The 22,794-nt window shown below is 54.4% G+C and carries 23 protein-coding genes and 1 other annotated feature; of the genes, 7 read left to right on the forward strand and 16 right to left on the reverse strand.

The annotated features are described in order from the left end of the window. Window positions 1-3: 3 nt before the first annotated feature. The 4 genes from citF to citC are packed head-to-tail and all read right to left on the reverse strand — an operon-like array spanning window position 4 to window position 3,754. Complete coding sequence (gene citF / locus ACI2I2_RS20330) at window positions 4-1,512, reverse strand: citrate lyase subunit alpha (RefSeq protein WP_404659608.1); 1,509 nt, start codon at window positions 1,510-1,512, stop codon at window positions 4-6. Window positions 1,513-1,521: 9 nt separating this feature from the next. After that, a complete protein-coding gene (locus ACI2I2_RS20335; protein ID WP_404659610.1) occupies window positions 1,522-2,406 on the reverse strand; it encodes an aldolase/citrate lyase family protein in 885 nt (294 codons plus the stop codon). Then, window positions 2,403-2,699, reverse strand: a complete 297-nt coding sequence (gene citD, locus ACI2I2_RS20340; protein WP_404659611.1) for a citrate lyase acyl carrier protein 1 — start codon at window positions 2,697-2,699, stop codon at window positions 2,403-2,405. The genes ACI2I2_RS20335 and citD overlap by 4 nt, the downstream gene beginning before the upstream one ends. Then, window positions 2,696-3,754: a [citrate (pro-3S)-lyase] ligase gene (citC, locus tag ACI2I2_RS20345; protein WP_404659613.1), complete on the reverse strand. Its 1,059-nt coding sequence runs from the start codon at window positions 3,752-3,754 to the stop codon at window positions 2,696-2,698. The genes citD and citC overlap by 4 nt, the downstream gene beginning before the upstream one ends. A gap of 363 nt (window positions 3,755-4,117) precedes the next feature. On the opposite strand from citC, the gene dpiB reads away from it, so the two are divergent. After that, a complete protein-coding gene (gene dpiB / locus ACI2I2_RS20350; RefSeq protein ID WP_404659652.1) occupies window positions 4,118-5,779 on the forward strand; it encodes a sensor histidine kinase DpiB in 1,662 nt (553 codons plus the stop codon). Then, entirely contained in the window at window positions 5,748-6,428 is a 681-nt protein-coding gene (gene dpiA, locus ACI2I2_RS20355) for a two-component response regulator DpiA (RefSeq protein WP_404659614.1), read from the forward strand. Before dpiB ends, dpiA begins: the two co-directional genes overlap by 32 nt. 60 nt (window positions 6,429-6,488) lie before the next feature. Here the strand turns inward: dpiA and ACI2I2_RS20360 are convergent, their stop codons facing one another. The 3 genes from ACI2I2_RS20360 to hxpB all read right to left on the reverse strand — a co-directional run bounded on the left by ACI2I2_RS20360 (window position 6,489) and on the right by hxpB (window position 9,423). After that, window positions 6,489-7,880 carry an L-cystine transporter gene (locus ACI2I2_RS20360; protein ID WP_404659616.1) on the reverse strand — a complete coding sequence of 464 codons (1,392 nt, stop codon included), beginning with the start codon at window positions 7,878-7,880 and terminating at the stop codon, window positions 6,489-6,491. A 130-nt stretch (window positions 7,881-8,010) separates the two neighbouring features. Further along, entirely contained in the window at window positions 8,011-8,601 is a 591-nt protein-coding gene (locus ACI2I2_RS20365; protein ID WP_404659617.1) for a metal-dependent hydrolase, read from the reverse strand. Between the two features lie 153 nt (window positions 8,602-8,754). Continuing rightward, a complete protein-coding gene (gene hxpB / locus ACI2I2_RS20370; protein WP_404659618.1) occupies window positions 8,755-9,423 on the reverse strand; it encodes a hexitol phosphatase HxpB in 669 nt (222 codons plus the stop codon). Window positions 9,424-9,683: 260 nt separating this feature from the next. Between hxpB and ACI2I2_RS20375 the strand changes: the two genes are divergently transcribed. Further along, the gene (locus tag ACI2I2_RS20375; protein ID WP_404659619.1) at window positions 9,684-10,220 is read left to right on the forward strand and encodes a YniB family protein; all 537 of its coding nucleotides are present in this window, start codon (window positions 9,684-9,686) and stop codon (window positions 10,218-10,220) included. 50 nt (window positions 10,221-10,270) lie between these two features. Here ACI2I2_RS20375 and yciA read toward each other — a convergent pair whose 3' ends face one another. From yciA to ACI2I2_RS20390, 3 genes are read right to left on the reverse strand one after another with little or no spacing between them, the layout of a single operon-like run. Beyond that, the gene (gene yciA, locus ACI2I2_RS20380) at window positions 10,271-10,669 is read right to left on the reverse strand and encodes an acyl-CoA thioester hydrolase YciA (protein WP_404659620.1); all 399 of its coding nucleotides are present in this window, start codon (window positions 10,667-10,669) and stop codon (window positions 10,271-10,273) included. Further along, window positions 10,662-11,204 (reverse strand): septation protein A, encoded by a 543-nt coding sequence (locus tag ACI2I2_RS20385; protein ID WP_404659621.1) that lies wholly within the window; start codon window positions 11,202-11,204, stop codon window positions 10,662-10,664. The genes yciA and ACI2I2_RS20385 overlap by 8 nt, the downstream gene beginning before the upstream one ends. A gap of 50 nt (window positions 11,205-11,254) precedes the next feature. Beyond that, on the reverse strand, window positions 11,255-11,998 hold the full coding sequence (locus ACI2I2_RS20390; RefSeq protein WP_404659622.1) for a YciC family protein: 744 nt from the start codon (window positions 11,996-11,998) through the stop codon (window positions 11,255-11,257). 379 nt (window positions 11,999-12,377) lie between these two features. On the opposite strand from ACI2I2_RS20390, the gene ompW reads away from it, so the two are divergent. Further along, on the forward strand, window positions 12,378-13,010 hold the full coding sequence (gene ompW / locus ACI2I2_RS20395; protein ID WP_404659623.1) for an outer membrane protein OmpW: 633 nt from the start codon (window positions 12,378-12,380) through the stop codon (window positions 13,008-13,010). 152 nt (window positions 13,011-13,162) lie between these two features. Beyond that, the gene (locus ACI2I2_RS20400) at window positions 13,163-13,747 is read left to right on the forward strand and encodes a YSC84-related protein (protein ID WP_404659624.1); all 585 of its coding nucleotides are present in this window, start codon (window positions 13,163-13,165) and stop codon (window positions 13,745-13,747) included. A 157-nt stretch (window positions 13,748-13,904) separates the two neighbouring features. Here ACI2I2_RS20400 and ACI2I2_RS20405 read toward each other — a convergent pair whose 3' ends face one another. Beyond that, window positions 13,905-14,849: a zinc-binding alcohol dehydrogenase family protein gene (locus ACI2I2_RS20405; protein WP_404659625.1), complete on the reverse strand. Its 945-nt coding sequence runs from the start codon at window positions 14,847-14,849 to the stop codon at window positions 13,905-13,907. Between the two features lie 75 nt (window positions 14,850-14,924). Here ACI2I2_RS20405 and ACI2I2_RS20410 point away from each other — a divergent pair, with 75 nt between their 5' ends. After that, on the forward strand, window positions 14,925-15,407 hold the full coding sequence (locus ACI2I2_RS20410) for a MarR family winged helix-turn-helix transcriptional regulator (protein WP_404659626.1): 483 nt from the start codon (window positions 14,925-14,927) through the stop codon (window positions 15,405-15,407). A gap of 3 nt (window positions 15,408-15,410) precedes the next feature. Here ACI2I2_RS20410 and trpA read toward each other — a convergent pair whose 3' ends face one another. Genes trpA through ACI2I2_RS20435 form a run of 5 tightly spaced genes read right to left on the reverse strand, consistent with a single transcriptional unit; the run spans window position 15,411 to window position 21,943 of the window. Continuing rightward, on the reverse strand, window positions 15,411-16,220 hold the full coding sequence (gene trpA, locus ACI2I2_RS20415) for a tryptophan synthase subunit alpha (protein ID WP_404659627.1): 810 nt from the start codon (window positions 16,218-16,220) through the stop codon (window positions 15,411-15,413). Next, entirely contained in the window at window positions 16,220-17,413 is a 1,194-nt protein-coding gene (trpB, locus tag ACI2I2_RS20420; RefSeq protein ID WP_404659629.1) for a tryptophan synthase subunit beta, read from the reverse strand. The genes trpA and trpB overlap by 1 nt, the downstream gene beginning before the upstream one ends. 10 nt (window positions 17,414-17,423) lie before the next feature. Continuing rightward, on the reverse strand, window positions 17,424-18,782 hold the full coding sequence (trpCF, locus tag ACI2I2_RS20425) for a bifunctional indole-3-glycerol-phosphate synthase TrpC/phosphoribosylanthranilate isomerase TrpF (protein ID WP_404659630.1): 1,359 nt from the start codon (window positions 18,780-18,782) through the stop codon (window positions 17,424-17,426). 3 nt (window positions 18,783-18,785) lie between these two features. Continuing rightward, a complete protein-coding gene (trpD, locus tag ACI2I2_RS20430; protein ID WP_404659631.1) occupies window positions 18,786-20,381 on the reverse strand; it encodes a bifunctional anthranilate synthase glutamate amidotransferase component TrpG/anthranilate phosphoribosyltransferase TrpD in 1,596 nt (531 codons plus the stop codon). Beyond that, complete coding sequence (locus ACI2I2_RS20435; protein WP_404659633.1) at window positions 20,381-21,943, reverse strand: anthranilate synthase component 1; 1,563 nt, start codon at window positions 21,941-21,943, stop codon at window positions 20,381-20,383. Before ACI2I2_RS20435 ends, trpD begins: the two co-directional genes overlap by 1 nt. Before the next feature lie 33 nt (window positions 21,944-21,976). Beyond that, window positions 21,977-22,071: a sequence feature (Trp leader region), on the reverse strand. A gap of 265 nt (window positions 22,072-22,336) precedes the next feature. On the opposite strand from ACI2I2_RS20435, the gene ACI2I2_RS20440 reads away from it, so the two are divergent. After that, window positions 22,337-22,732, forward strand: a complete 396-nt coding sequence (locus ACI2I2_RS20440) for a cupin domain-containing protein (protein WP_404659635.1) — start codon at window positions 22,337-22,339, stop codon at window positions 22,730-22,732. Window positions 22,733-22,794 lie beyond the last annotated feature (62 nt).

The following is a 22,794-nucleotide window of genomic DNA, read 5'->3' on the forward strand; positions in this document are numbered from 1 at the left end:
CTTTTACTCCTTCACCTGATGGACAACGTCGATAACCGACCCGTCGCGATAACGCACCACGGCGATCACTCTGTCGGTGAATTCAATCGCTTTTGGTTTACCCGTGAGCGTTTCTGCGCGCTCCCTTAACCCCTCAATGGACACCACGTTCAACCCCGCAGCTTTCAGGCGCTCGGCTAGTTCCGGGCGAGCCGGGTTCACGGCAATCCCATGATCGGTAACCAGAATATCGACACTCGACCCCGGGGTGACACAGGTGGTCACTTGATTGACGAGGGTCGGGATGCGACCACGCACCAGCGGAGCAACAATAATCGACAGCGCTGCGGCAACGGCCGTATCGCAATGGCCGCCGGAGGCGCCGCGAATCACGCCGTCAGACCCGGTGAGGACATTGACGTTAAACTGCGTGTCGATTTCCAGCGCGCTCAGGACCACCACATCCAGTCGGTCAACCGAAGCGCCTTTCGAGCCCCAGTTGGCGTACTCATTGGCACTGATTTCAATATGATTGGGGTTCCGGGCGAGAGAAGCGGCGGCTGCGCGATCAAAACTCTGCACATCGAGAAGCTTGTGAATCAGCCCTTTTTCATGCAACTCCACCATGGTGGAAGTGATGCCGCCAAGGGCAAACGCAGCATGGATCTGACGCTGGCGCATTTTGTCTTCCAGAAAACGCGTTACCGCAAGAGAAGCGCCCCCGGTGCCGGTTTGCAGGGAAAAACCCTCTTTAAAATAACCCGAGTTCACGATCACTTCGGCAGCACTTCGGGCGATCAGCAGTTCGCGAGGGTTGGACGTCATACGGGTGGCATCGGCACCGATTTTATCGGCATCACCGACTTGCTCAATTTTGACAATCAAATCCACCTGATCCTGGCTCAGGCTGGCAGGGCTGTGCGGATAGGGCAGCAAAGCCTCGGTGAGCAACACCACCTGGTGGGCGTGTTCGGCATCGACTCTGGCGTAGCCTAGCGAGCCGCAGCAGGCGTTACCCGTGTAGCCGTTGGCGTTGCCAAAAGGATCGCAGGACGGCACGCCAAGAAAGGCGACATCAATGTTCAGCTCACCGCTTTTCACCAGTTGCACGCGTCCACCGTGAGAGTGAATTTGTACCGGCTCTGCCAGTAAGCCGCGAGAAATCTCTTCAGCCAATGGGCCGCGCAATCCTGAAGTGTAAATCCGGCTCACGACGTTATTGCGGATGTGTTCAATCAATGGGGCATGGCAGTCGCTGAGTGAGCTTGAGGCCAGCGTCAGATTTTTGAAGCCCATTTTGGCGATAACGTTCATCACTGTGTTCAGTGTCAAATCGCCATTACGAAAGGCGTGGTGAAACGAAATGGTCATGCCATCGTGCAGCCCGGAGCGGCGAATCGCTTCTTCCAGAGTGGCGCAGAGCTTTTTATCACGCGGCTTTTGAGTCTGTTGGTTGAGTTTGGAAACAGAGTGATACGCCGGGGTTTGACCGTGCCAGGCAGTCATGCGTGCCAGTCTTGAATTGAGAGTCATGATGCGTCCTTATTCTTCACGAAGGCCGGAAAGTGCCGCGCGAGCGAGTACGAGGCGCGCGCGTTCAATGACCGGGCTGTCGACCATTTTTCCGTTCAGTGACACTACGCCACGGCCTTCAAGGGCAGAGGCTTCGGCGGCTTCCACCACCAGTTGGGCGTGATCGACTTCTTTTTGCGTGGGGGCGTAGAGGTTATGCAGCAGGTCAATCTGACGGGGGTTAATCAGCGATTTGCCGTCAAAGCCAAGTTGCTTGATGTGCGCGGCTTCATGCAGGAAACCCGCGTCGTTACTGGCATCGGAATAGACGGTATCAAAGGCCTGGATCCCGGCGGCACGCGCAGCCTGCAAAATGGAGCAGCGGGCAAACAACAATTCGGTGCCTTCCGCTGAGCGCTCCGTGCGCAAATTGCGAACGTAGTCTTCAGCACCCAGCGCAATGCCGATTAAGCGGGGTGAGGCGTGCGCGATGGCAACCGCCTGAGTGATCCCCAGTGGCGATTCAATCGCCGCCAGCAGTCCGGTACTTCCGGCTTCGCGACCGCATTGCGCTTCAATGCGGGCAATTTCGTTTTCAATGTCGATAACGTCCTGGGCGGTGTCCGTTTTAGGCAGACGCACAATGTCGGCGCCGCCGCGAACCACCGCTTCGAGATCGGCAAGGCCGTACTCAGAGTCCAGGGCATTGACACGCACGATGGTTTCCCGGTCCTGATAAAGCGGATGTTGCAGGGTGTGATACACCAGGCGTCGTGCGGCATCTTTTTCTCGCAGAATGACCGAATCTTCCAGGTCAAACATCAGCGCATCGGCACCGTAGATAAAGGCGTTGCTGACCATCGCGGCGTTCGCGCCAGGGATGAACAGCATACTGCGGCGAGTACGGGGTTTCATGAGCGTTCCTCCCACGGCAGGGCGCTAACGTCGCTGGCACGCACCAGCAGCGTTTCCAGACGGGCGCGAAGTACGCAATCGAGCGCGCCTTTGTCGTCCACCATCAACTGCACGCCTTGTACGTCATAGCGCTTGAGAAGCTCATAAATCGTGGCGCGAATAGCGTCGCCAAACTGTTTTTCAACGCTGCTGTTAATTTGCAGGTCGATCTCCGGTGAATCGAGCGGGGCGATTCGGATCATGACATCGCCGGATTCCAGGGTGCCGGCAACGGCTGCTTGGGTTATGTTCATTTTTCACCTGTGACTAATGCAGAAATCGGTGGCTTGCTCGGGGTGAGCATCTGTTGCAGATAGGCCCGGGTGGGCTCGGGGACCAGCAGTTCAATGGTCGCCAGATCTTTTTTGACCAGCAGCCGACGCACCCAGGAGGCGGAAATCGCGATGCCGTGGTATTGCAGGCGTTCAATTTCAACCAGCGTGATGGGCGGCGCGGCGTCTGAAGCGCTGGCCAGACGCTGACGCATATCGTGGTTGTAACCTGCCGTGACCGTGCAGAAGGGCTCAGTCCCGACAAAACGGTGAGTGATGCCCAGCGCCGGGGCCAGGCGCTGGCGAAAGATTTGCAGGTCAATTTCGGTGTAACACTGATTAATGACGCTCTGCTCTTTGATGAAATAGCAGGGAAAGGTGGCGCGTGAAATCATGTATTCCGAACCGCGATGCACCGTCAGCTTCGGGATATCGGCTGTTCCGGCACGAACCAGAGTCAGCCTGTCTTCATAAGGGAATCGGGAGGTGTCTTCTTTCACCAAAAAGACGTGCAGCCAGTCACATTCAGCCGCAGCTTTCTGAATCAGATAGCGGTGCCCGCGGGTGAAGGGATTGGCGTTCATCACAATGCAGCCAATTTTGTTTCCAGGTTTGCGTAACGTCGTAAGGTAACTGGCATACCGTTGCAGGCGAGTGGCGCTATTTTCCATCAGCACCATCACGCCGGGGACGCTGGCGAGCGTATAAAAGCCGCATTGCTTAAACAGCGTTTCGTTGTGGCTTTTGGTGTAAATAAAAAGCTGGGTGCAGTGCCTTTCGTAGGCGAGATTAATTAATTCGGTGGCAAGCCTCAGCGCCAGGCCATCTCCGCGGTGAGATTCACTGATTGCAACACACTTAATAATATTGCCAGCAATGCCTCCGCAGGCGATAAGACAATCGTTAAGGGTTACGGTAATAAACACGTCGACCGTGGTATCAATACTCAAATCGTTATCACGCAGAAACTGCGTGATGGCGGCTATTTTCTTATGCTCGGCGCGCTTGACCTGAGTAAATACGGGTTCGGCAAACATGGTTTATAACGTCCTGTTATTCACGTGGCTTTTAGCAACGTAAGGGATGATAATTCTTTGCAAATTAATAACATTTGCGGAAGGAAGGTGGTTTCTCTTCCTTCACGCGGCGATAGTACGGGCTATTTATGGCTTCGTTTTTGACTTGTTTCACAAAGACTTGCCTGATTTAACTGCACTTAATGGTTTTTATTTTCTTTATTGCCGTTAATGGCGCTAATAGCGTGGTGTTTATTCTCTTAATTTATTTTATTTGTGGAATCCCTAACGAATTCCACCGCGATAACTGGACGCGGTAAAAACAAATCCATTACATTTTTGGGGTGACAGTGGGAATGACGGTATCGGGGTAATAACGTGAACATAGCAGGCCAACAAACAGCAAAAGGATTTGTTTTTTTCCGCCGCCTTGCTTTTCCGCTCAGAATATTTCTGTTGCTTCTGCTGATCTCCACCTTATTAGTGACCGCGTTGGGTCAGTATCTGTCGGCCAGTTTCGAAGACTATCTCACCCGCCACGTGCGTGATATGGCGATGAATCAGGCCAAAATTATCGCCTCCAACGACAGCCTGATTGCGGCGGTGAAAAAGCGGGATACCCAACGCCTGGCGGTGATCGCGAACAAACTGGCGGGCGGATCCGACTTTGATTATGTCGTCATTGGCGACAGCCACTCCATCCGGCTGTATCACCCCAATCCCGAGAAAATTGGCTATCCGATGCAGTGGAGCAAACCCGGCGCGCTGGAAAAAGGCGAAAGCTATTTCATCACCGGCAAAGGCTCCATTGGGATGGCGATGCGAGCTAAAACACCCATTTTCGATGAGCAAGGCAAGGTGATTGGTGTTGTCTCACTGGGGTATCTGGTCAGCAAGATTGACAGCTGGCGGTTAGATTATTTGCTGCCGCTGGCCGGTGTGTTCGTGCTGATCCTGATTATTCTGCTGCTGCTTTCCTGGCTGTTCGCGACGCATATACGCCGCCAGATGCTGGGCATGGAACCCAGACAGATTGCCCGCGTTGTACGTCAGCAAGAAGCCTTATTTGGTTCCGTGTTCGAAGGCCTCATCGCCGTCGATCCGCAAGGGCATATCACCGCCATCAACCGGAACGCGCGCAAGATGCTGAGGTTGAGTTCGCCAGGAAGACAATGGCTGGGTCAGCCGATTTGCGAAGTCGTGCATCCCTGTGCGTTTTTTACCGAGAAAATTGCCGAGAAGCGACAGGATGTGATGTGCACCTTTAACGGGCTGAGCGTGATCGCCAACCGGGGGGCAATCCGTTCCGGGAATGAGATGCTGGGGGCGATAATCAGTTTTCGCAGTAAGGATGAAATCAGTACCCTCAACGCGCAACTCACCCAGGTGAAACAGTACATCGAAGGGCTGCGAGCGCTGCGCCATGAACATCTTAACTGGATGGCGACGCTCAGCGGCTTGCTGCAAATGAAAGAGTACGACCGGGTGCTTGAGATGGTGAAGGGCGAATCGCAGGCCCAGCAAGCGCTGATTGACACGCTTCGTGCCTCCTTCGACGACCGACAGGTGGCGGCCTTGCTGTTTGGCAAAGTACAACGCGCCAATGAACTCGGGCTGACCCTGAACATTGTGGCAGGCAGCCAATTACGCCAGCTTCCCGTCGGCCTGGACAGTACCGAATTTGCCGCGATTGTCGGTAATCTTTTGGATAACGCTTTCGAAGCCAGTCTGCATAACCCGCAGGGTGATAAAAGCGTTGACCTTTATCTCAGTGATGAAGGCCACGACGTGGTGATCGAGGTCAGCGACCAGGGATGTGGGGTTTCGCCCGCACTGCGCGACCTAATTTTTGAGCAGGGCGTGAGCACCAAGCCGGATGAAACGGGTGAACACGGGATTGGCCTGTATTTGATTTCCAGCTACGTAGCGCGCTGTGGCGGCGTGATCATTCAGGAAGACAATGATCCCTGCGGCGCTTTATTTTCTGTTTTTATGCCGAAAGTGATTTTAAGCGATGGTACAACCTCTCACGATTTTAATAGTTGAAGACGAAACGCCGCTGGCGGAAATGCATGCCGAGTTCATCCGCCAGTTTCGCGGCTGCGGGCAGGTATGGCTGGCGGGGAATCTGGCTCAGGCGCGCGTCATGATTGCGCGTTTTAAACCGGCGCTGATCCTGCTGGATAATTACCTGCCTGATGGCGAAGGCATCACACTGCTGCACGAGCTGGCGCTGGCCCACAACCCTTGCGGCGTGGTGTTCACGACGGCGGCGAGTGATATGAATACCGTGTCGGAAGCGGTGCGCGGTGGGGTGTTTGATTATCTCGTCAAACCGCTTTCCTATGAAAGACTGGAGCAGACGCTGGAACGCTATCAGCAACGTATGCTGATGCTCGCGACGGCGACCAGCGCCAGCCAACGGCAAATTGACCAGATGTTCAATGCCTATGCGCGGGGTGAACCCAAAGTGGAGCTACCTGTCGGGATCGACGCGTTGACGCTGGCAAAAGTGTTGGCTTTGTTTGCCGACAGCGAGACACGCCACACGGCTGAAACGGTCGCTCAGGAACTGAAATTGAGTCGAACGACGGCGAGGCGTTATCTGGAATTTGCTGCCAGCCAACAGCAGATTGTGGCGGAGATTGTTTACGGAAAAGTAGGGCGGCCGCAGCGAATTTATCGGGGCTCATAATAAAAAACGGTGAGCCAGATTCGCTCTGGCTCACCGTTCAGGTGTAAAACAAAGTGGGGCTTAGCGATGCGCCAGCTCGACTTCATCTTCGCTGTTCATTACTTCTTTATCTGTCTGACGCAGCCATTGGCTGGTCAGCGTGCCTGCAGTCATGGAACCGTTCACGTTCAGGGCAGTACGGCCCATATCGATCAGCGGCTCGATGGAAATCAGCAGCGCAACCAGCGTGACCGGCAGACCCATCGCAGGTAACACGATAAGCGCGGCAAACGTTGCACCACCACCGACACCAGCCACACCCGCAGAACTCACGGTGACGATACCTACCAGAGTCGCAATCCACAGCGGATCGAGTGGGTTAATGCCTACCGTTGGGGCAACCATCACTGCCAGCATCGCCGGGTACAGACCCGCACAACCGTTCTGACCAATGGTGGCACCAAAGGAAGCAGAGAAGCTGGCAATAGATTCCGGCACGCCCAGACGACGGGTTTGCGCTTCAATGTTCAGCGGAATAGACGCGGCGCTGGAACGGCTGGTAAAGGCAAAGGTCAGCACCGGCCAGACTTTACGGAAGTATTTCAGCGGGTTAACGCCGTTGGCACCCAGCAGCAGGCCGTGAACCACAAACATGATCGCCAGACCGAGGTAAGACGCCACCACGAAACCGCCGAGTTTAATGATGTCCTGCAGGTTAGAACCGGCCACCACTTTGGTCATCAGCGCCAGCACACCGTAAGGGGTCAACTGCATCACCAGACGAACCAGCTTCATCACCCAGCTTTGCAGGGTGTCGATAGCGGTCAGCACGCGCTTGCCTTTCGGCTCATCGTCTTTCAGCAGTTTGAGCGCCGCGACACCCAGGAATGCGGCGAAAATCACGATGCTGATGATTGACGTTGGGTTTGCCCCAGTCAGATCCGCAAACGGGTTTTTCGGCACGAAAGAGAGCAGCAGTTGCGGCACGCTCAGGTCAGCAACTTTGCCCACATAGGTGCTTTGAATCGCGTTCAGACGGGCAGTTTCAGCAGTACCCTGCACCAGACCTTCAGCGCTCAGGCCAAACAGGTTGGTGACCAGCACACCGACCAGCGCAGAAATCAGCGTGGTGAACAGCAGAGTGCCGATAGTCAGGAAGCTGATTTTGCCCAGCTGAGAAGCATTATGCAGACGCGCGACCGCACTCAGAATCGAGGCGAAGACCAGCGGCATCACAATCATCTGCAGCAGTTGCACATAGCCGTTACCGACAACGTTGAACCACTGGATAGAGTCTTTCAGTACCGGGTTATCGGCACCGTAAATGAGTTGCAGCGCCAGACCAAAGACCACGCCGATCGCCAGACCGAGCAGCACTTTTTTCGCCAGGCTCCACTGTTTATGTCGGGTTTGCCCCAGCGCAAACAGCAACACCACGAACACCACAACGTTCGCTATTAATGGAAAGTTCATCCCCGTTCTCCTGATGTCATTCTCCGACCCAAAATCGAGTCGATTGTTATGGCGCAAGAGTAGCAGAAGTGTGATGTGGCGCTTATATCCAAATGGAATGGTTTATGACGAAAGTGATGGTTTCGCTGGTTTAATGTTCAGTCTGGTGATTTATAAAGCGGTCGAAGCGAAATTGCAGGGCGCTAATCAGGTTGGATGACCAGCGAACTGCACTGTTTTCGGGCATGGATTGCGGCATCCAGACGGCGTAAACGAACAGCGCCATGCACAAGACTCGTTCCAGTTGGTTACCTTTACGCGGGGCCAGAATCGGCAAACGGAAACGCCAGCGGCAGGGCCACAGCAGAGGCACGCCCGCAGGGGTCAGCATATCGGCAAGAATATGGCTCAGATATCCCAGCACCATGCCCTGAATGGCATCGGCAGGCACAATCCAGCTTTCCGGGACTTTGAGGTAGAACAGCGTCAGGCTGGCGAAGACCGCCAACAGGCTGTGTGTAAAGCCCCGATGGCCAAAGGCTCTGGCGATGGGTTTGGCTATCCAGCTAAAGCGTTGCCCCAGAAATGACTTCGGATGGTCGATATCCGGCAGCAGGCAGGTTAACACCGCCGCGGGAACAATATGCCACCAGTCACCTTGCGCCAGAACAGGTGTCAGCTCGGCGTTTTTGGCAAACACCGCACAGGCTATGGAAAAGAGCAGGTGGCCTTCCGCTGTCATGATAACACCCGTCAAACTGTCAATTCATACAGTATAGGGTTTTTGTACAGTAGGCGGAAGAGGTGACGGTGTAACTCTTTGTCACACGCTGCTTTATCGTGCGAACCGCGATAAGAGAGGAAAACCCGGCAACGGTGTTACCGGGAGAAGGCGTTAGCCCAGCAGATGTGCGGCGGTAAGCTGCTCAAGAGAACTGAGCTTAACGTCTGCCAGCACATAGCGTGCATCGGCAAAGTTTGCATGCTCTGGCACGACGATAGAACGCATGCGCGCGGCTTTACTGGCGATCATGCCGTTGACGGAATCTTCCAGTGCCACACAGGCCAGCGGAGAAACGCCAAGCTTAGCGGCGCAATCCAGATACACCTGAGGATGCGGCTTGCTGTAAGGCAGCTTTTCAGCGGAAGCCAGCGCATCAAACTGATCGCGCAGGTCAAACATGGTCAGCACTTTTTCCAGCATGTGCAGAGGAGAAGCAGAAGCCACGCCGACTTTCAAACCTTGCGCTTTACACAGCGCAATCGCTTCACGCACACCAGGCAGCAGCGGGCGTTCTTCTTCCACCAGTGAAATGGCTCGGCTGATAATGGTGTCTGTCACTTCTTCACGGCTTGGGCCGTTCCACGGCTGCTGGGCAAACCACAGTTCTACGACCATGTCAATGCGCAGGCCCAGTGTGTCCGGGAGTTCGTTGCGGCGGGAAATGTCCACGCCGAGGCTGGCAATGATGTCCAGTTCGGCACGATCCCACAGCGGTTCAGAATCAATCAGTAAACCGTCCATATCAAAAATAGCGGCAAGAATTTGACGCTGGGCTGTCATAGGGCAACTCCTGTAGAGGTAAAAAAGCCTGAGATTCGCCTTAATCGTACACCATATCGCTTTTAAAGCGCAGGCGAAAAGCGCACCCATGGCGGACTCTCCGCACAAGATTGTGGTTTTTGAAAAAAATAAGGAAAATCAATTTATTGATTTTCGGCGGATAACTAAAAAGAAGGAAAAACCACGTTTTTTCCTTCTTTTTGAGCAATGTCAGGTAGACTTACATCCAGTTAAAAAGCGCGTCTGAACAAGGGGAAACCATGACGTATCAACAAGCTGGACGCATTGCCATACTGAAACGCATTTTGGGATGGGTTATCTTTATCCCAGCCGTGATTTCCACGCTGATTTCCGTGTTCAAATTCATGTTTGAGCACAGTGAGAAGCAGCCAGGGATTGATGCTGTGATGCTCGACTTCGCGCACGTGATGATCGAGATGATTCGCTTCAACACGCCGTTCCTCAACTTCTTCTGGTACAACTCACCGCTGCCCGATTTTCACCACAGCCTGAATATCAGTTTCTGGATAATCTTCGCTCTGATCTTCGTCGGCCTGGCGTTGCAGGGGTCTGGCGCGCGTATGAGCCGCCAGGCAAAGTTCCTGAAGGAAGGCGTTCAGGACCAGATGATTCTGGAGAAAGCGAAAGGGCCGGAAGGGCTGACCAAAGAGCAAATCGAAGCCAAAATAGTGGTGCCGCACCATACCATCCTCCTGCAAATCTTCCCGCTGTATGTGCTGCCGGTGATTGTGATTGTCGCCGGGTACTTCTTCTTTAAGCTGTTAGGCTTCCTCTAAAACGACAAAACCCGGTCAATGACCGGGTTTCGCTTTTTTGCGCTTTGGCTTCAGCCTTTCGGGAAAGGCCGGGGCTTACCTTCGCCATCTACCGCAACATAGATAAACAGCGCTTCAGTCGCCTTATAGCGCTGCCCAATCGGCTCGGAAGACACTTTCTTCACCCACACTTCGATGTTAATCGTGATCGAGCTGTTGCCGCGTTTTGTGCAGCGTGCATAGCAGCACACCACATCGCCCACGGCAACCGGGCGTAAGAAGGTCATGCCTTCAACCCGAACCGTGACCACGCGGCCCTGAGCGATTTCTTTCGCCATAATGGCGCCGCCGAGATCCATTTGCGACATCAACCAGCCGCCAAAAATATCGCCGTTGGCGTTGGTATCAGCCGGCATTGCCAGCGTGCGTAAAACTAAATCGCCAACCGGCGTGTTACTGCTGTCAGTCATTCTTGTCGTCCTGGGGCATGTGGCGGTAGATGTAAATTCCGCTTAACAGGGTGAACACCAGTGTCAGCGCGGTGAGGCCGAACACTTTAAAGTTTACCCAGATATTCTGCGGCAGCCAGAAGGCGATGTAGATATTGGCCAGACCACACAGAATAAAGAACACCGCCCAGGCGATATTCAGACGCGACCAGACAAATTGTGGCAGGGTCAGCTCTTTACCCAGCATGCGCTGGATCAGCGGTTTCTTCATGATCCACTGGCTGACGAGCAGCGCGCCAGCGAACAGGCCGTAAATCACCGTGACCTTCCATTTGATAAATTCATCGTTATGGAAGAACAGCGTCAGGCCGCCAAAGACGGCGACCAGCACAAAGGTGATCAACGCCATTTTTTCAACTTTGCGGTAGCGCACCCAGCTGTAGATAAGCACTACGGCGGTGGCGACAATTAACGCCGTGGTGGCAGCGTAGATGTCATAGAGTTTGTAGAAGGCAAAGAACACCACCAGCGGTAAAAAATCGAGAAACTGCTTCATACATCATTTCCGTCATTCAGTTGCGGCCCGGACGCTCCGGGCCAAAGGGATCAGTTACGAATAAGCATATACAGGCGGAATAAATAGATCAGCAACAAAGCAGAAATGAGGTTGCTGATACAGTTCACCACCACCGCACCGACGTTTGGCGACAGCACGGCAAAGTTCGGGGCGAACATCAGCAGCAGCGTTTTTGCCAGCAGCCAGCCCATGACCGGCGAGGCCACCATACGCATGTTAGCCCACGCCAGGCGCATGCTGCTGCGCATGGAGGTGAAGATGCCCATTTTATCCTGCACCATCATGATAGGCGCGAAGGCCAGCACGATAGCGAGCAAAACGCCCGGCACGACCACCAGCATCACACCCATCTGCACCAGGAAGGTGGTGATGAAAATCAGCAGTAACAGCTTTGGCAGGACTGGCGCACTGGCCCCAATAGCGCGCAGGGCGCTAATACGCTGGCCTGCTGACACCATCTGAATCATCAGCAACACGCCGCCTGCCAGAATGGCGTTGCCAATCAGCCCGGAAAACGTGGAAGCCGCAGAAGCCCGCAGCAGAATTTGCTGCTGTTCTGGCGTCATGTTTTGCACCAGCTCAAACAAACCGGCGCTGCCTGCGAGGTTATCGCCTTCTTTCAGAAGGGCGAGTTGTTCGTCGCTCGGTGAGAACGCATGGCCAAGTACCACCGTGATAAACGCACACAACAACGCAATCAGTAAAATGGTAACGAACTGATTACGAAAAAAATTACCCGTGTCACGGAAAACAGAACTTGCCGTGATAGACATGCACTCTCCTTGAGTCTTACCTGCTGTGATTAAGCCGACAATTGTAACTCAGCCAGCGGCAAAGTAGCAGCATCAACACCTGTATGGAAAAGCATATCTTTGTAAAGAGGCGGTAAGCCGTCGGGACCTTTAACGGGAATACCGGGCGCGCTTACCGGTTGATCGTGGCCGGGCAACGCAAATTTGAACAGGTTTTTGTAACAGACAAAAGGCTGAAAATTGATGTGGATGCGATTAATTCGTCTCTGATTGGTAACCGAAAATTAATCCAGATCAATGAATGTTAAATCTCAAGACTGAATGTGATCTCGATTGGATCGTTATTACTCTTTTGTGGGTATATTCACCGCGCGGATAAAACCATAACGAAGGAGTGGAGATGAAAAAGTTAGCAGTGGCAGCATTGGTTTTAAGCAGTCTCTCTGGTGGAGCCTGGGCGCATGAAGCGGGTGAGTTCTTTATTCGTGCCGGTAGCGCAACGGTTCGCCCGACGGAAGGCTCTGATAACGTGCTTGGGCTGGGCAGTTTTACGGTCGATAACAATACCCAAATGGGTCTGACCTTTACTTATATGGCGACCGATAACATCGGTATCGAGCTGTTGGCCGCCACACCGTTCCGTAACAAAGTGGGCACCGGCCCGACCGGAACCATTGCCACAGTGAATCTGTTACCGCCAACGTTGATGGCGCAGTGGTACTTCTTTGATGCCGACAGCAAGGTGCGTCCTTATGTGGGCGCGGGGATCAACTACACCACTTTCTTTAACACCGATTTCAACGACACCGGGAAAGCGGCAGGTTTGTCTGACCTTAGCGCGGATGATTCCTGGGGCGCAGCGGGGCAGGTTGGGGTGGATTATCTGATTAACCGCGACTGGCTGATTAACGCCTCCGTCTGGTACATGGATATCGACACCGACGTGAAATTTAAAGCCGGCGGCCAGAGCCAGACGATTCATACGCGTCTTGACCCGTGGGTGTTTATGTTCTCAGCAGGCTACCGCTTCTGATGCCTCATTGAGCGGCTGCACGACGCCGCTCATTATTTTATCTTTATGATTTAAAAATAAATTCCTTACATTTCACGAAGGGGCATTTCTCGCATCTTCTGCCGTTCCGCCTAGAATAGCGCGCTTCTCTTTCCAGAAGCAGACCTATTCTAATGAACTATAAATCACTTTTTCTTGTTGCCGCTCTGGCGATCACCGGGTGCAGCGCTAAAGGCGACACGGCCAGCGAACAGCGTGCCACCATTAAAAAAATGCGCACAGATACCCTGAGTAAGCTCTACAACCTGCATCCTGAAGCACGCAGCGATATCGCGCATTCCTCGGGTTATGCTGTATTTTCCAGCAACAGCAGCAAGATTTTCCTGTTTGGTTTTGGTAGCGGCTATGGCGTGGTGAAAGATTCGCGCAGCGGCAAAGACACTTACATGAAAATGGCTCAGGGCGGCGCAGGTGTCGGCGTGGGCGTGAAACAGTTAAGCACCGTGATGGTGTTCCACGATCGTGAGACGCTGAATAAATTCATCACCAACGGCTATGTCGTGGGCGCGGATGCGAATGCGGCCGCAAAATACGACGACAAAGGGGCAGGGGCTGGCACCTCAGCCAGCGCAGTAGCAAAAGATACTCAGTCGCTGCCGTCAAAAGTTAGCGTTTATGAAATGACTGAGAAAGGGCTGGCTGCTCAGGCGATGTTGAACGGCTACAAGTACTGGCCGGATGAAGATCTGAATAAATAACAAAGAAAAAAAGCCCGCACAAGTGCGGGCAAATAATACTGGAAGCAATGTGAGCAATGTCGTACCGAATACCTGAGTGTTTTGCTCAACTATTCGGTAATGAGAAAGATAATGGTTCTCATTAATGGCGTCAACCCCTTCTTTTTTGTGGCTATTTCTAAACGATAAACACAGTGCGATTTTTACTGTCGTCCTGCGGCCAGGCTTCAGCGACTTGTGACAGCGGAACCACTTTGTGGGCAATCGTAAATTGACCAGGCACTGCCGCCTGTAACATATCTCCCGTCGCCTGAATCAGGGCTGACATCGGAAGACTGCCAATCCCGCTGCCCATCAGTTGAAGAGGGGATGAGCGCAGAACAGCGCTGGGCAAACTGATTTCCTGCCCCGCGAGTGAACCCACTTGCACATAACGAACAGGAGCGATGCCTGGTGAGTATTTCGCCAACGCTTTTAGCAAGTTCTCTGCGCTGTTGCCCCAAAGATAGTCGATCACCACATCTACCTGTTCTGCGGCCTGCTCGACAAAGGCCTGAGTCAAAGACAGATCATCTTCAGATAACAACACTGTTACGTCAGCATTAAGGCTGGCAAGCGCCTGTGGATTACGCCCGGTGGCGATAACTTTCTTCGCCCCAAGATAACGCGCAATTTGTACAGCCAGGCGACCAGCACTGCCTGTTGCGCCGTTAATCAGCACCGTTTCACCGGCTTTAAAACCCGCGCGCATCACCAGCGCTGCCCAGGCAGACATGCCCGGATTGGCCATGGCTGCGGCGGTCGCGTCATCCAGATTGTCGGGCAACGGCAGGCAATGGGCGTGATCAACAGGAGCGTATTGCGCCATCGCTCCCCACGGTGAAGGGGGAAACGCGAACCAGACACGCTCGCCTTGTGGCGTGATCCCTACGCCATCCGTACCCGCAATAAACGGCAGAACGCCGTCAAAACTGTAATGCTTGCCGGAAGCCCGGCTTTTTACCACATGGCTAATGGCTGAGGCCTTCACCGTAATCAGTTGCTGGTTTTGACCGGCAATGGGATGGTCAAAATCAGCGTAGACTGGGCCTTGTTTTGGCTCATACACCACGGCTGCTTTCATCTTGTTTCCTCCATAGAGAGATATGTGTAAAATGCACATAATTGATGAGGCCACTCTACGCCCACAGGAAAATATATGCAACATGCACATAAAAAATATGACGTAACTGATTTTCACGGTGCGCTGCTGGATATCCTTAGCGTGATGAATCAGCCCCAGCGCGACGAAGTCTTGCTGGCGGCTGCGGACGTCAAACTGGATCAGGCTTTGTTTCCGTTGCTGGTGGCCATAGGGCGCTACGGCCCGATTGGGGTGGTGGATCTGGCTGACAGGCTAGGGCGTGATTACACCACGGTCAGCCGTCAGGTGAAGCGGTTGCATGAAATGGGGCTCGCGAAGAAACAGCCTGCGGAGCGTGACAAACGAATCAGTGAAGTTTCACTCGCCGAGCAGGGAAAAGCGTTAACGGAGAGTATCGACGACGCACGACAGCGTCTGATGAACGCTATTTTTGCTGACTGGCAGGAAGAGGAAGTCGGGCAGCTATTTCGGCTGGTGCGCAAATATGCGGAGAGTGTGAAAGCAAAAACGCCGCCTGAGGAAGCTCAGACGGCGTGAGGATTACGCGTGGCGAGTGGCAGCTTTCATGTTTTGCACGAAGGCTTTCAACTCAGCCAGCACCGCCGGGTGATTATCGACGTTTTTCTCGATGATTTTGACAATCGCCGAACCGGAGATTGCCCCGGCAGCGCCAGCACCAATCGAGGCGCTCACCTGATCCGGTGCCGAAATACCAAAGCCCTGCAACGGCGGTGCGGCATGGTATTCCTTCAATTTTTCAATCAGGTGATGCAGGGGCAGCGCGGCCTTGTTTTCAGCCCCTGTTACGCCCGCACGGGAAAGCAGGTAGGTATAGCCGCGACCGTGGGAAGCAATCTGGCGCAACAGGTCGTCATCGGCGTTTGGCGGGCAGATGAAAATCGGCGCGACGTTATGGCGCATTGCCGCCTGACGGAATTCCGCTGACTCTTCCACCGGCACATCCGCAACCAGAACGGAATCCACACCAACACGCGCGCATTCTGCATAGAAGTTATCAATCCCGCGATTGAACACCAGGTTAGCGTACATCAGCAGGCCGATGGGAAGGGTTGGATGCTTCTGGCGAATGGCGGCCAGCATTTCGAAACACTGAGTCGGCGTCACGCCGGAGGCAAACGCACGCAGCGTCGCGTTCTGAATGGTTGGGCCATCAGCCAGTGGGTCAGAGAACGGTATGCCCAGCTCCAGCGCATCCGCCCCGGCTTCAATCAGCGTATCGATGATTTTCAGCGACTGTTCAGGGGTCGGGTCGCCCAGCGTGACGAAGGGAACAAACGCGCCTTCCTTGCGATTTTTCAGCTCAGCAAACAGGTTGTCATAGCGTTCCATCAGATTTCCCCTCGTGCTTTCAGGATGTCATGTACGGTGAAGATGTCTTTATCGCCGCGGCCGGAAAGGTTAACCACCAACAGCTGCTCTTTGTCCGGGTTCTCGCGCATCATTTTCAGGGCGTGAGCCAGCGCGTGGGAAGATTCCAGCGCCGGGATAATCCCTTCATGGCGGCTCAATGCTTTAAAGGCATCCAGCGCTTCGTTATCGGTAATCGACACATATTCTGCACGGCCAATGCTGTTCAGGAAGGCGTGCTGCGGCCCAACGGAAGGGAAATCCAGCCCCGCAGAAATGGAGTAAGACTCTTCAATTTGGCCTTCTTCGGTCTGCATCATCGGCGATTTCATGCCGAAGTAGATGCCGACACGCCCGTGCTTCAATGGCGCACCGTGTTCACCGGTTTCGATACCGTGACCCGCCGGTTCAACACCGATCAGGCCAACGGAAGTTTCGTCGATGAAATCCGCAAACATGCCGATAGCGTTAGAACCCCCGCCAACACAGGCGATAACTGCATCGGGCAGACGGCCTTCGCGCTCCTTAATCTGCACTTTGGTTTCTTCGCCAATCATGCGCTGGAATTCACGCACGATGGTCGGGAACGGGTGTGGGCCAGCCGCAGTACCGAGCATATAGTGTGCAGTTTCATAGCTGCCAGACCAGTCGCGCAGTGCCTCGTTACAGGCATCTTTCAGCGTGGCGGAGCCGCTGTGAACGGCAATCACTTCAGCACCCATCAGGCGCATACGGAACACGTTTGGCGACTGACGTTCAATGTCTTTCGCACCCATATAAATGCGGCATTTCAGACCGAGCAGGGCACAAGCAAGTGCGGAAGCTACACCGTGCTGACCAGCGCCAGTTTCGGCGATGATTTCAGTTTTGCCCATGCGCTTTGCCAGCAATGCCTGGCCCAGCACCTGATTGGTTTTGTGCGCGCCGCCGTGCAGCAAATCTTCACGCTTGAGGTACAGCGTGGTTTTAGTGCCTTCTGTCAGGTTCTGGCATTTGGTCAGCGCGGTTGGGCGACCGGCGTAGTTTTTCAGCAGGTCAGTAAACTGCGCCTGAAATTCGGGATCTTTCTGCGCACTGACGAACGCTTCTTCCAGCTGGCGCAGAGCCGGCATCAGGATTTGCGGCACATACATGCCGCCAAATTCGCCAAAGTACGGGTTCAGTAATGTGTTCATGTCCATTTCCTTAATATGCGCGCAGCGTCTGAAAGACCGAGGCCAGTTTGCTGGCATCTTTAATGCCCGGTTCAGACTCTACACCTGAATTGAAATCGAGCCCGGCGCAGCCGCTTTTCGCTGCTTCTACACAGTTATCCGGGCTAAGGCCGCCTGCAAGCAGCACGTTACTTAAGTCTTGTCCGTTCAGCAGCGACCAGTCGAAGCGCTCGCCGGTGCCGCCCTGACCGTTATCAAACACGTATTTCTCAACGTGATTCAGGTTGCGGGCAGGCAGGGTGTCTTTGACACTCAACGCTTTCCAGATTTGAACTTTCTCTGGCAGCTGGCTGCGCAGTGCGTCGATATAAGCCTGATCTTCGCTGCCGTGCAGTTGAACCGCAGCCAGCTTCAGGTTTTCTGCTTTCGCCACGATGTCCGCAATGTCGTTATTGCGGAACACGCCAACGTAGCTCAGAGGGGCACTTTCCATCACGGTACGAGCTTGCGCTTCTTCAACAAAGCGAGGGGACGACGGCACAAAAATCAGCCCGCCGTAAATCGCTCCGGCTTCGAAAGCCGCTTTAGCATCTTCACCGCGAGTCAGACCGCAGACTTTGTTTTCACCCAGCAGCACACGGCGAACCGCAGCGTTGAGATCGTCATGCGACATCATCGCAGAACCAATCAGGAAGCCGTTTGCGAAGTGGCTCAGCTCGCGAACCTGGCCGTAGGTATTGATGCCGGATTCGCTGATAACCGTCACACCCGCGCCTAAACGTGGGGCTAACTGGCGAGTGCGGTTCAAATCGATAGAGAGGTCTCGCAGGTCACGGTTGTTAATGCCGACCACTTTCGCGTTAAGGGCAATGGCCCGCTCCAGCTCTTCTTCGTTACTGACTTCGGTCAGCACGCCCATGCTCAGGCTGTGTGCCACGGCGGAAAGCTGGCGATATTCTTCGTCATCCAGCACGGAGAGCATCAACAGGCAGGCATCTGCCTGATAAAAGCGCGCCAGGTAGATTTGATACGGGTCGACGATAAAGTCTTTGCACAAAATCGGCTGAGGCGCTATCTCGCTGACAATCGGCAGAAAATCAAAACTGCCCTGGAAATACTTCTCGTCCGTCAGCACAGAGATGGCGGACGCATAGTGTTTGTAGACACCGGCGATACGCGCCGGGTCGAAGTCTTCACGGATCACACCTTTGGACGGCGATGCTTTTTTGCATTCGAGAATAAACGCGGTACGTGCACCTTGCAGGGCATCATAGAAGTGGCGTTTGCTTGGCTCGACGTCGTTCTGGAAACTGGCTAACGGCTGTTGCACTTTACGGGCTTCTACCCAGAGGCGTTTATCGGCAACAATTTTGGCTAACACGGTCTGCATTTTTTATCCTCTTGCCGCTAATGCGGTCACGCGATCGTAGGCGGCACCACTGTGGAGAACGTCCAGCACTTGCTGCACGTTGGCTTTCAAATCTTCCTGGCCGTGCAGGCGCATCAACATGGCGACGTTGACCGCGACAGCGGCCTCGTGGGCGGCTTCACCTTTACCTTGTAACAAGCGTGAGAGAATGTCACGGTTTTCTTCCGGCGTGCCGCCAGCCAGCTGTTCCTGACGATACGGCGTCAGACCGAAGTCGTCAGCCGTGAGCTGATAGCTCAGAATTTCGCCGTCTTTCAGCTCGGCCACCACGGTTGGGGCATGCAGGGAAACTTCATCCATACCGCCGCTATGCACCACGGCAGCACGCTGATAACCCAGCACGCGCAGAGTTTCGGCAATCGGTAATACCAGTTCCGGGCTGTACACACCAATCAATGCCAGCGGCGGATGTGCCGGGTTGATCAGCGGCCCGAGCACGTTAAACAGCGTGCGGGTTTTCAACTGCTGACGCACTGGCATCGCATGACGGAAACCGGTGTGATATTTCGGTGCGAACAGGAAGCAAACGCCCAGTTCATCCAGTGCTTCACGCGATTTGTCGGCGTTCATGTCCAGGTTGATGCCGAACGCAGCCAGCAAATCAGATGAGCCGGATTTACTGGAAACGCTGCGGTTGCCGTGTTTGGCAACTTTCAGCCCACAGGCCGCGGCGACAAACGCGCTGGCCGTTGAAATATTGATGCTGTTGCTGCCATCGCCACCCGTTCCGACGATATCGGCAAACGGGTAATCAGGGCGAGGGAACGGGGCAGCGTTTTCCAGCAGGGCGGTTGCAGCACCGGCGATTTCCTGCGGGTCTTCGCCGCGCACTTTCATGCTCACCAGCGCAGCCGCAAGCTGTTCTGGCTTCACTTCACCACGCACCACGGCAGAGAACAGCTGATGGCTTTCCTGCTGCGTCAGGATCTCAGCCTGGTACAGTTTTTCCAGAATCGGCTGCAGTGTGTTGGCTGGTTCCAGTTTCTTCAGCGCCCATTCGAGGGTCTGTTCCAGCAGACGTGCACCGTGGCTGGTCAGAATGGATTCCGGATGGAACTGGAAACCGACAACGCGATCCGCATCATGACGAACTGCCATCACCATGCCGTTAAAGCTGGCGTTGATAGTCAGCCCGGCAGGAATGTTGCTGCCGACCAGGGAGTGGTAACGAGCCACTGGCAATGGATTCGGTAAACCAGCAAACATGCCCTGGCCGTCATGCTCAATGCTTGACGCTTTACCGTGCAGGATTTCACCCGCCTGACCGACATAGCCGCCATAGGCTTCAACAATCGCCTGATGGCCGAGGCAGATGCCAATAATCGGCAGTTTGCCGCGCATACGGGTCAGCAATTCTGGCATACAGCCCGCTTCAGACGGTGCGCCTGGACCTGGAGAGAGCATCAGCACGGGGTTATCCATGGTGCCGATACGTTCAATCAGTGCTTGAGCCGGAACGTGGTTACGGTAAATCACCACGTTGTGACCGTTCGAGCGCAGCTGGTCTGCCAGGTTGTAAGTGAATGAGTCGATATTATCGAGCAGCAGAATGTCAGCCATCAGAAAATCTCCTGTGCGTGGTGGGCCGCAGCAATGGCGCGCAGCACCGCGCGAGCTTTATTACGGGTTTCGTCGGCTTCAGACTGCGGTACGGAATCCAGTACCACGCCAGCGCCAGCCTGAACGGTGGCGATGCCATTTTCGACAAAGGCAGAGCGGATCACGATGCAGGTATCGAGATCGCCGTGAGCAGTAAAGTAACCGACCGCGCCGCCGTAGCTGCCGCGACGTTTACCTTCTGCGGCGGCGATGAGTTGCATCGCACGCACTTTTGGCGCACCGCTCAGGGTGCCCATGTTCATGCAGGCGCGGTAGGCGTGCAGCACGTCCAGATCCTGACGCAGTTCGCCGACCACACGGGACACCAGATGCATCACGAACGAGTAGCGGTCGACTTTGGTGAGGTCTGCCACATAACGGCTGCCCGGCGTACAAATACGCGCCAGATCGTTACGCGCCAGGTCAACCAGCATCAGGTGTTCTGACAATTCTTTGTGGTCAGTACGCATTTCCAGTTCGATACGGCTGTCGAGATCCCTGTCCAGAGAGCCATCAGCACGACGACCGCGTGGACGCGTTCCGGCAATCGGGTAGATTTCAATCTGACGGTTATTGGCGTCGTATTTCAGGGAGCTTTCCGGAGACGCACCAAACAAGGTGAAATCGTTATCCTGCATAAAGAACATGTACGGGCTAGGATTGCTTTTCTTCAGCACGTCATAAGCGGCCAGCGGAGAAGGGCAAGGCAGAGAGAAGCGGCGAGAAGGCACGACCTGGAAAATTTCGCCGGCGCGAATGGCACGCTGCATTTTGCGAACCACGGCACCGTATTCGTCATCGCTCTGATTTACTTCCGTCTGCATCTGCTCGATTTTGGTTACCGGCAGCGGCATTGGCGGTTCGTTCAACTGCTGGCGCAGTTGCTCAACACGTTTCGTCAGACGCTGTTTTTCAGCGTCAGAAGGAGTAAACAGGCTGGCCTGAATGCGGCTGGTTTTGGTCTGGTGGTCAATCACCAGCAGCGTTTCGGCCAGATAGAAGCAGTAATCCGGGCAGGCGGTGTCGCTGTCCAGTTGCGGTAAATCTTCAAAACCGGCGACCAGGTCATAGGCGAACAGACCGCCGAAGAACATGGCTTCGCGCTCATTAACGGGCACTGTCACCAGCGTTTGCAGCAGGCGGAAAGCATCAAACACCGAAAGCGAACACAGGCGAGCATCTTCGTCGAGCAGCGTGCTAACCGCAGGGAAACGCAGGATGCGGCCGTTGGGCTGGTGTTGATTATCGACACCGGCTGGCAGCGCGTTATCCAGCAAATCCAGCAGGGCAGCGCCGTTAGCAGACAGCGCCTGAATAGTGACAGTGTCACCTAATGCAGTAATGCGCAACGCGCTGTCAACCAACAGCAGGCTTTTTAAATCGTCTTTACTGTCGATATCTGCGGATTCCAGCAGCAGCGTTGCCGGGCGAGCTCCGCAAATCTGATGAAACAGCGCGGTCGGATTCTCGCGATAGATTGCGTCACTGGTCAGAAGCTCGAGCTCGGGTTTTTGTGTTTGCATTTTCGTTCTCGTCTCTCTCGGATGTTTTGGTTCAATAAAAAGCCCGCTCATTGGCGGGCCTGGTATCTGTTCGTCTTCTCCAGACGCGATCGCACAGCCCGTTAACAGGGGGTACGCCACCAGCTATGCAGAGTAACGGAAAAGTGGGTCATCGCAGATACCTCATTGTGTGAACTTGCGTACTAGTTAACTAGTCCATGAGCCTAAAGTCAACCCTTGTTTGTAGAAATCTTACTTTTCGGGTTTTGAGGTGAAAGGCTGAGGCAAAAGCACAGGAAACTACCAGGATTAATGAAGAGGGCTCATAAGTCCAATGGGCAGCCGGTGGGTAATGCGAAGCGCTCACTGGCGATACACTTGTGTGACTGAGCACAAGCTAAACCGGAGAACAAAATGAAAATTATACGCAACGCCAGCACGCCGTCCGTGAAAGGTCCGGAAGACTATTTTACCGGGCAGGTCAGAATCGATTCGCCATTTCAGGCAACCCCGCCAGCGCGAGTCGGCGGCGCAACCGTCACCTTTGAACCCGGCGCTCGTACGGCCTGGCATACGCACCCGCTTGGGCAGACTCTGATTGTTATTCATGGGCAGGGTTGGGTTCAGCGTGAAGGTGAGGCGAAACAGACGATAAATCAGGGCGATATTGTCTGGATCCCGGAAGAGGTTCGCCATTGGCACGGCGCGACGTCGACCACCGCCATGACGCACATCGCCATCGCTGAATCACTGAATGGCAGCCCGGTGACCTGGCTTGAGAAAGTGAGCGACGCTGATTTCAACGCCTGAACCCTCCCACTGGCCTCACGACACGGCGTGAGGCTTTCGTTTCAGAAATTCATTCACAAAGG

The sequence above is a fragment of the Scandinavium sp. NPDC088450 genome (genome assembly GCF_044900545.1).
Lineage (GTDB): Bacteria > Pseudomonadota > Gammaproteobacteria > Enterobacterales > Enterobacteriaceae > Scandinavium.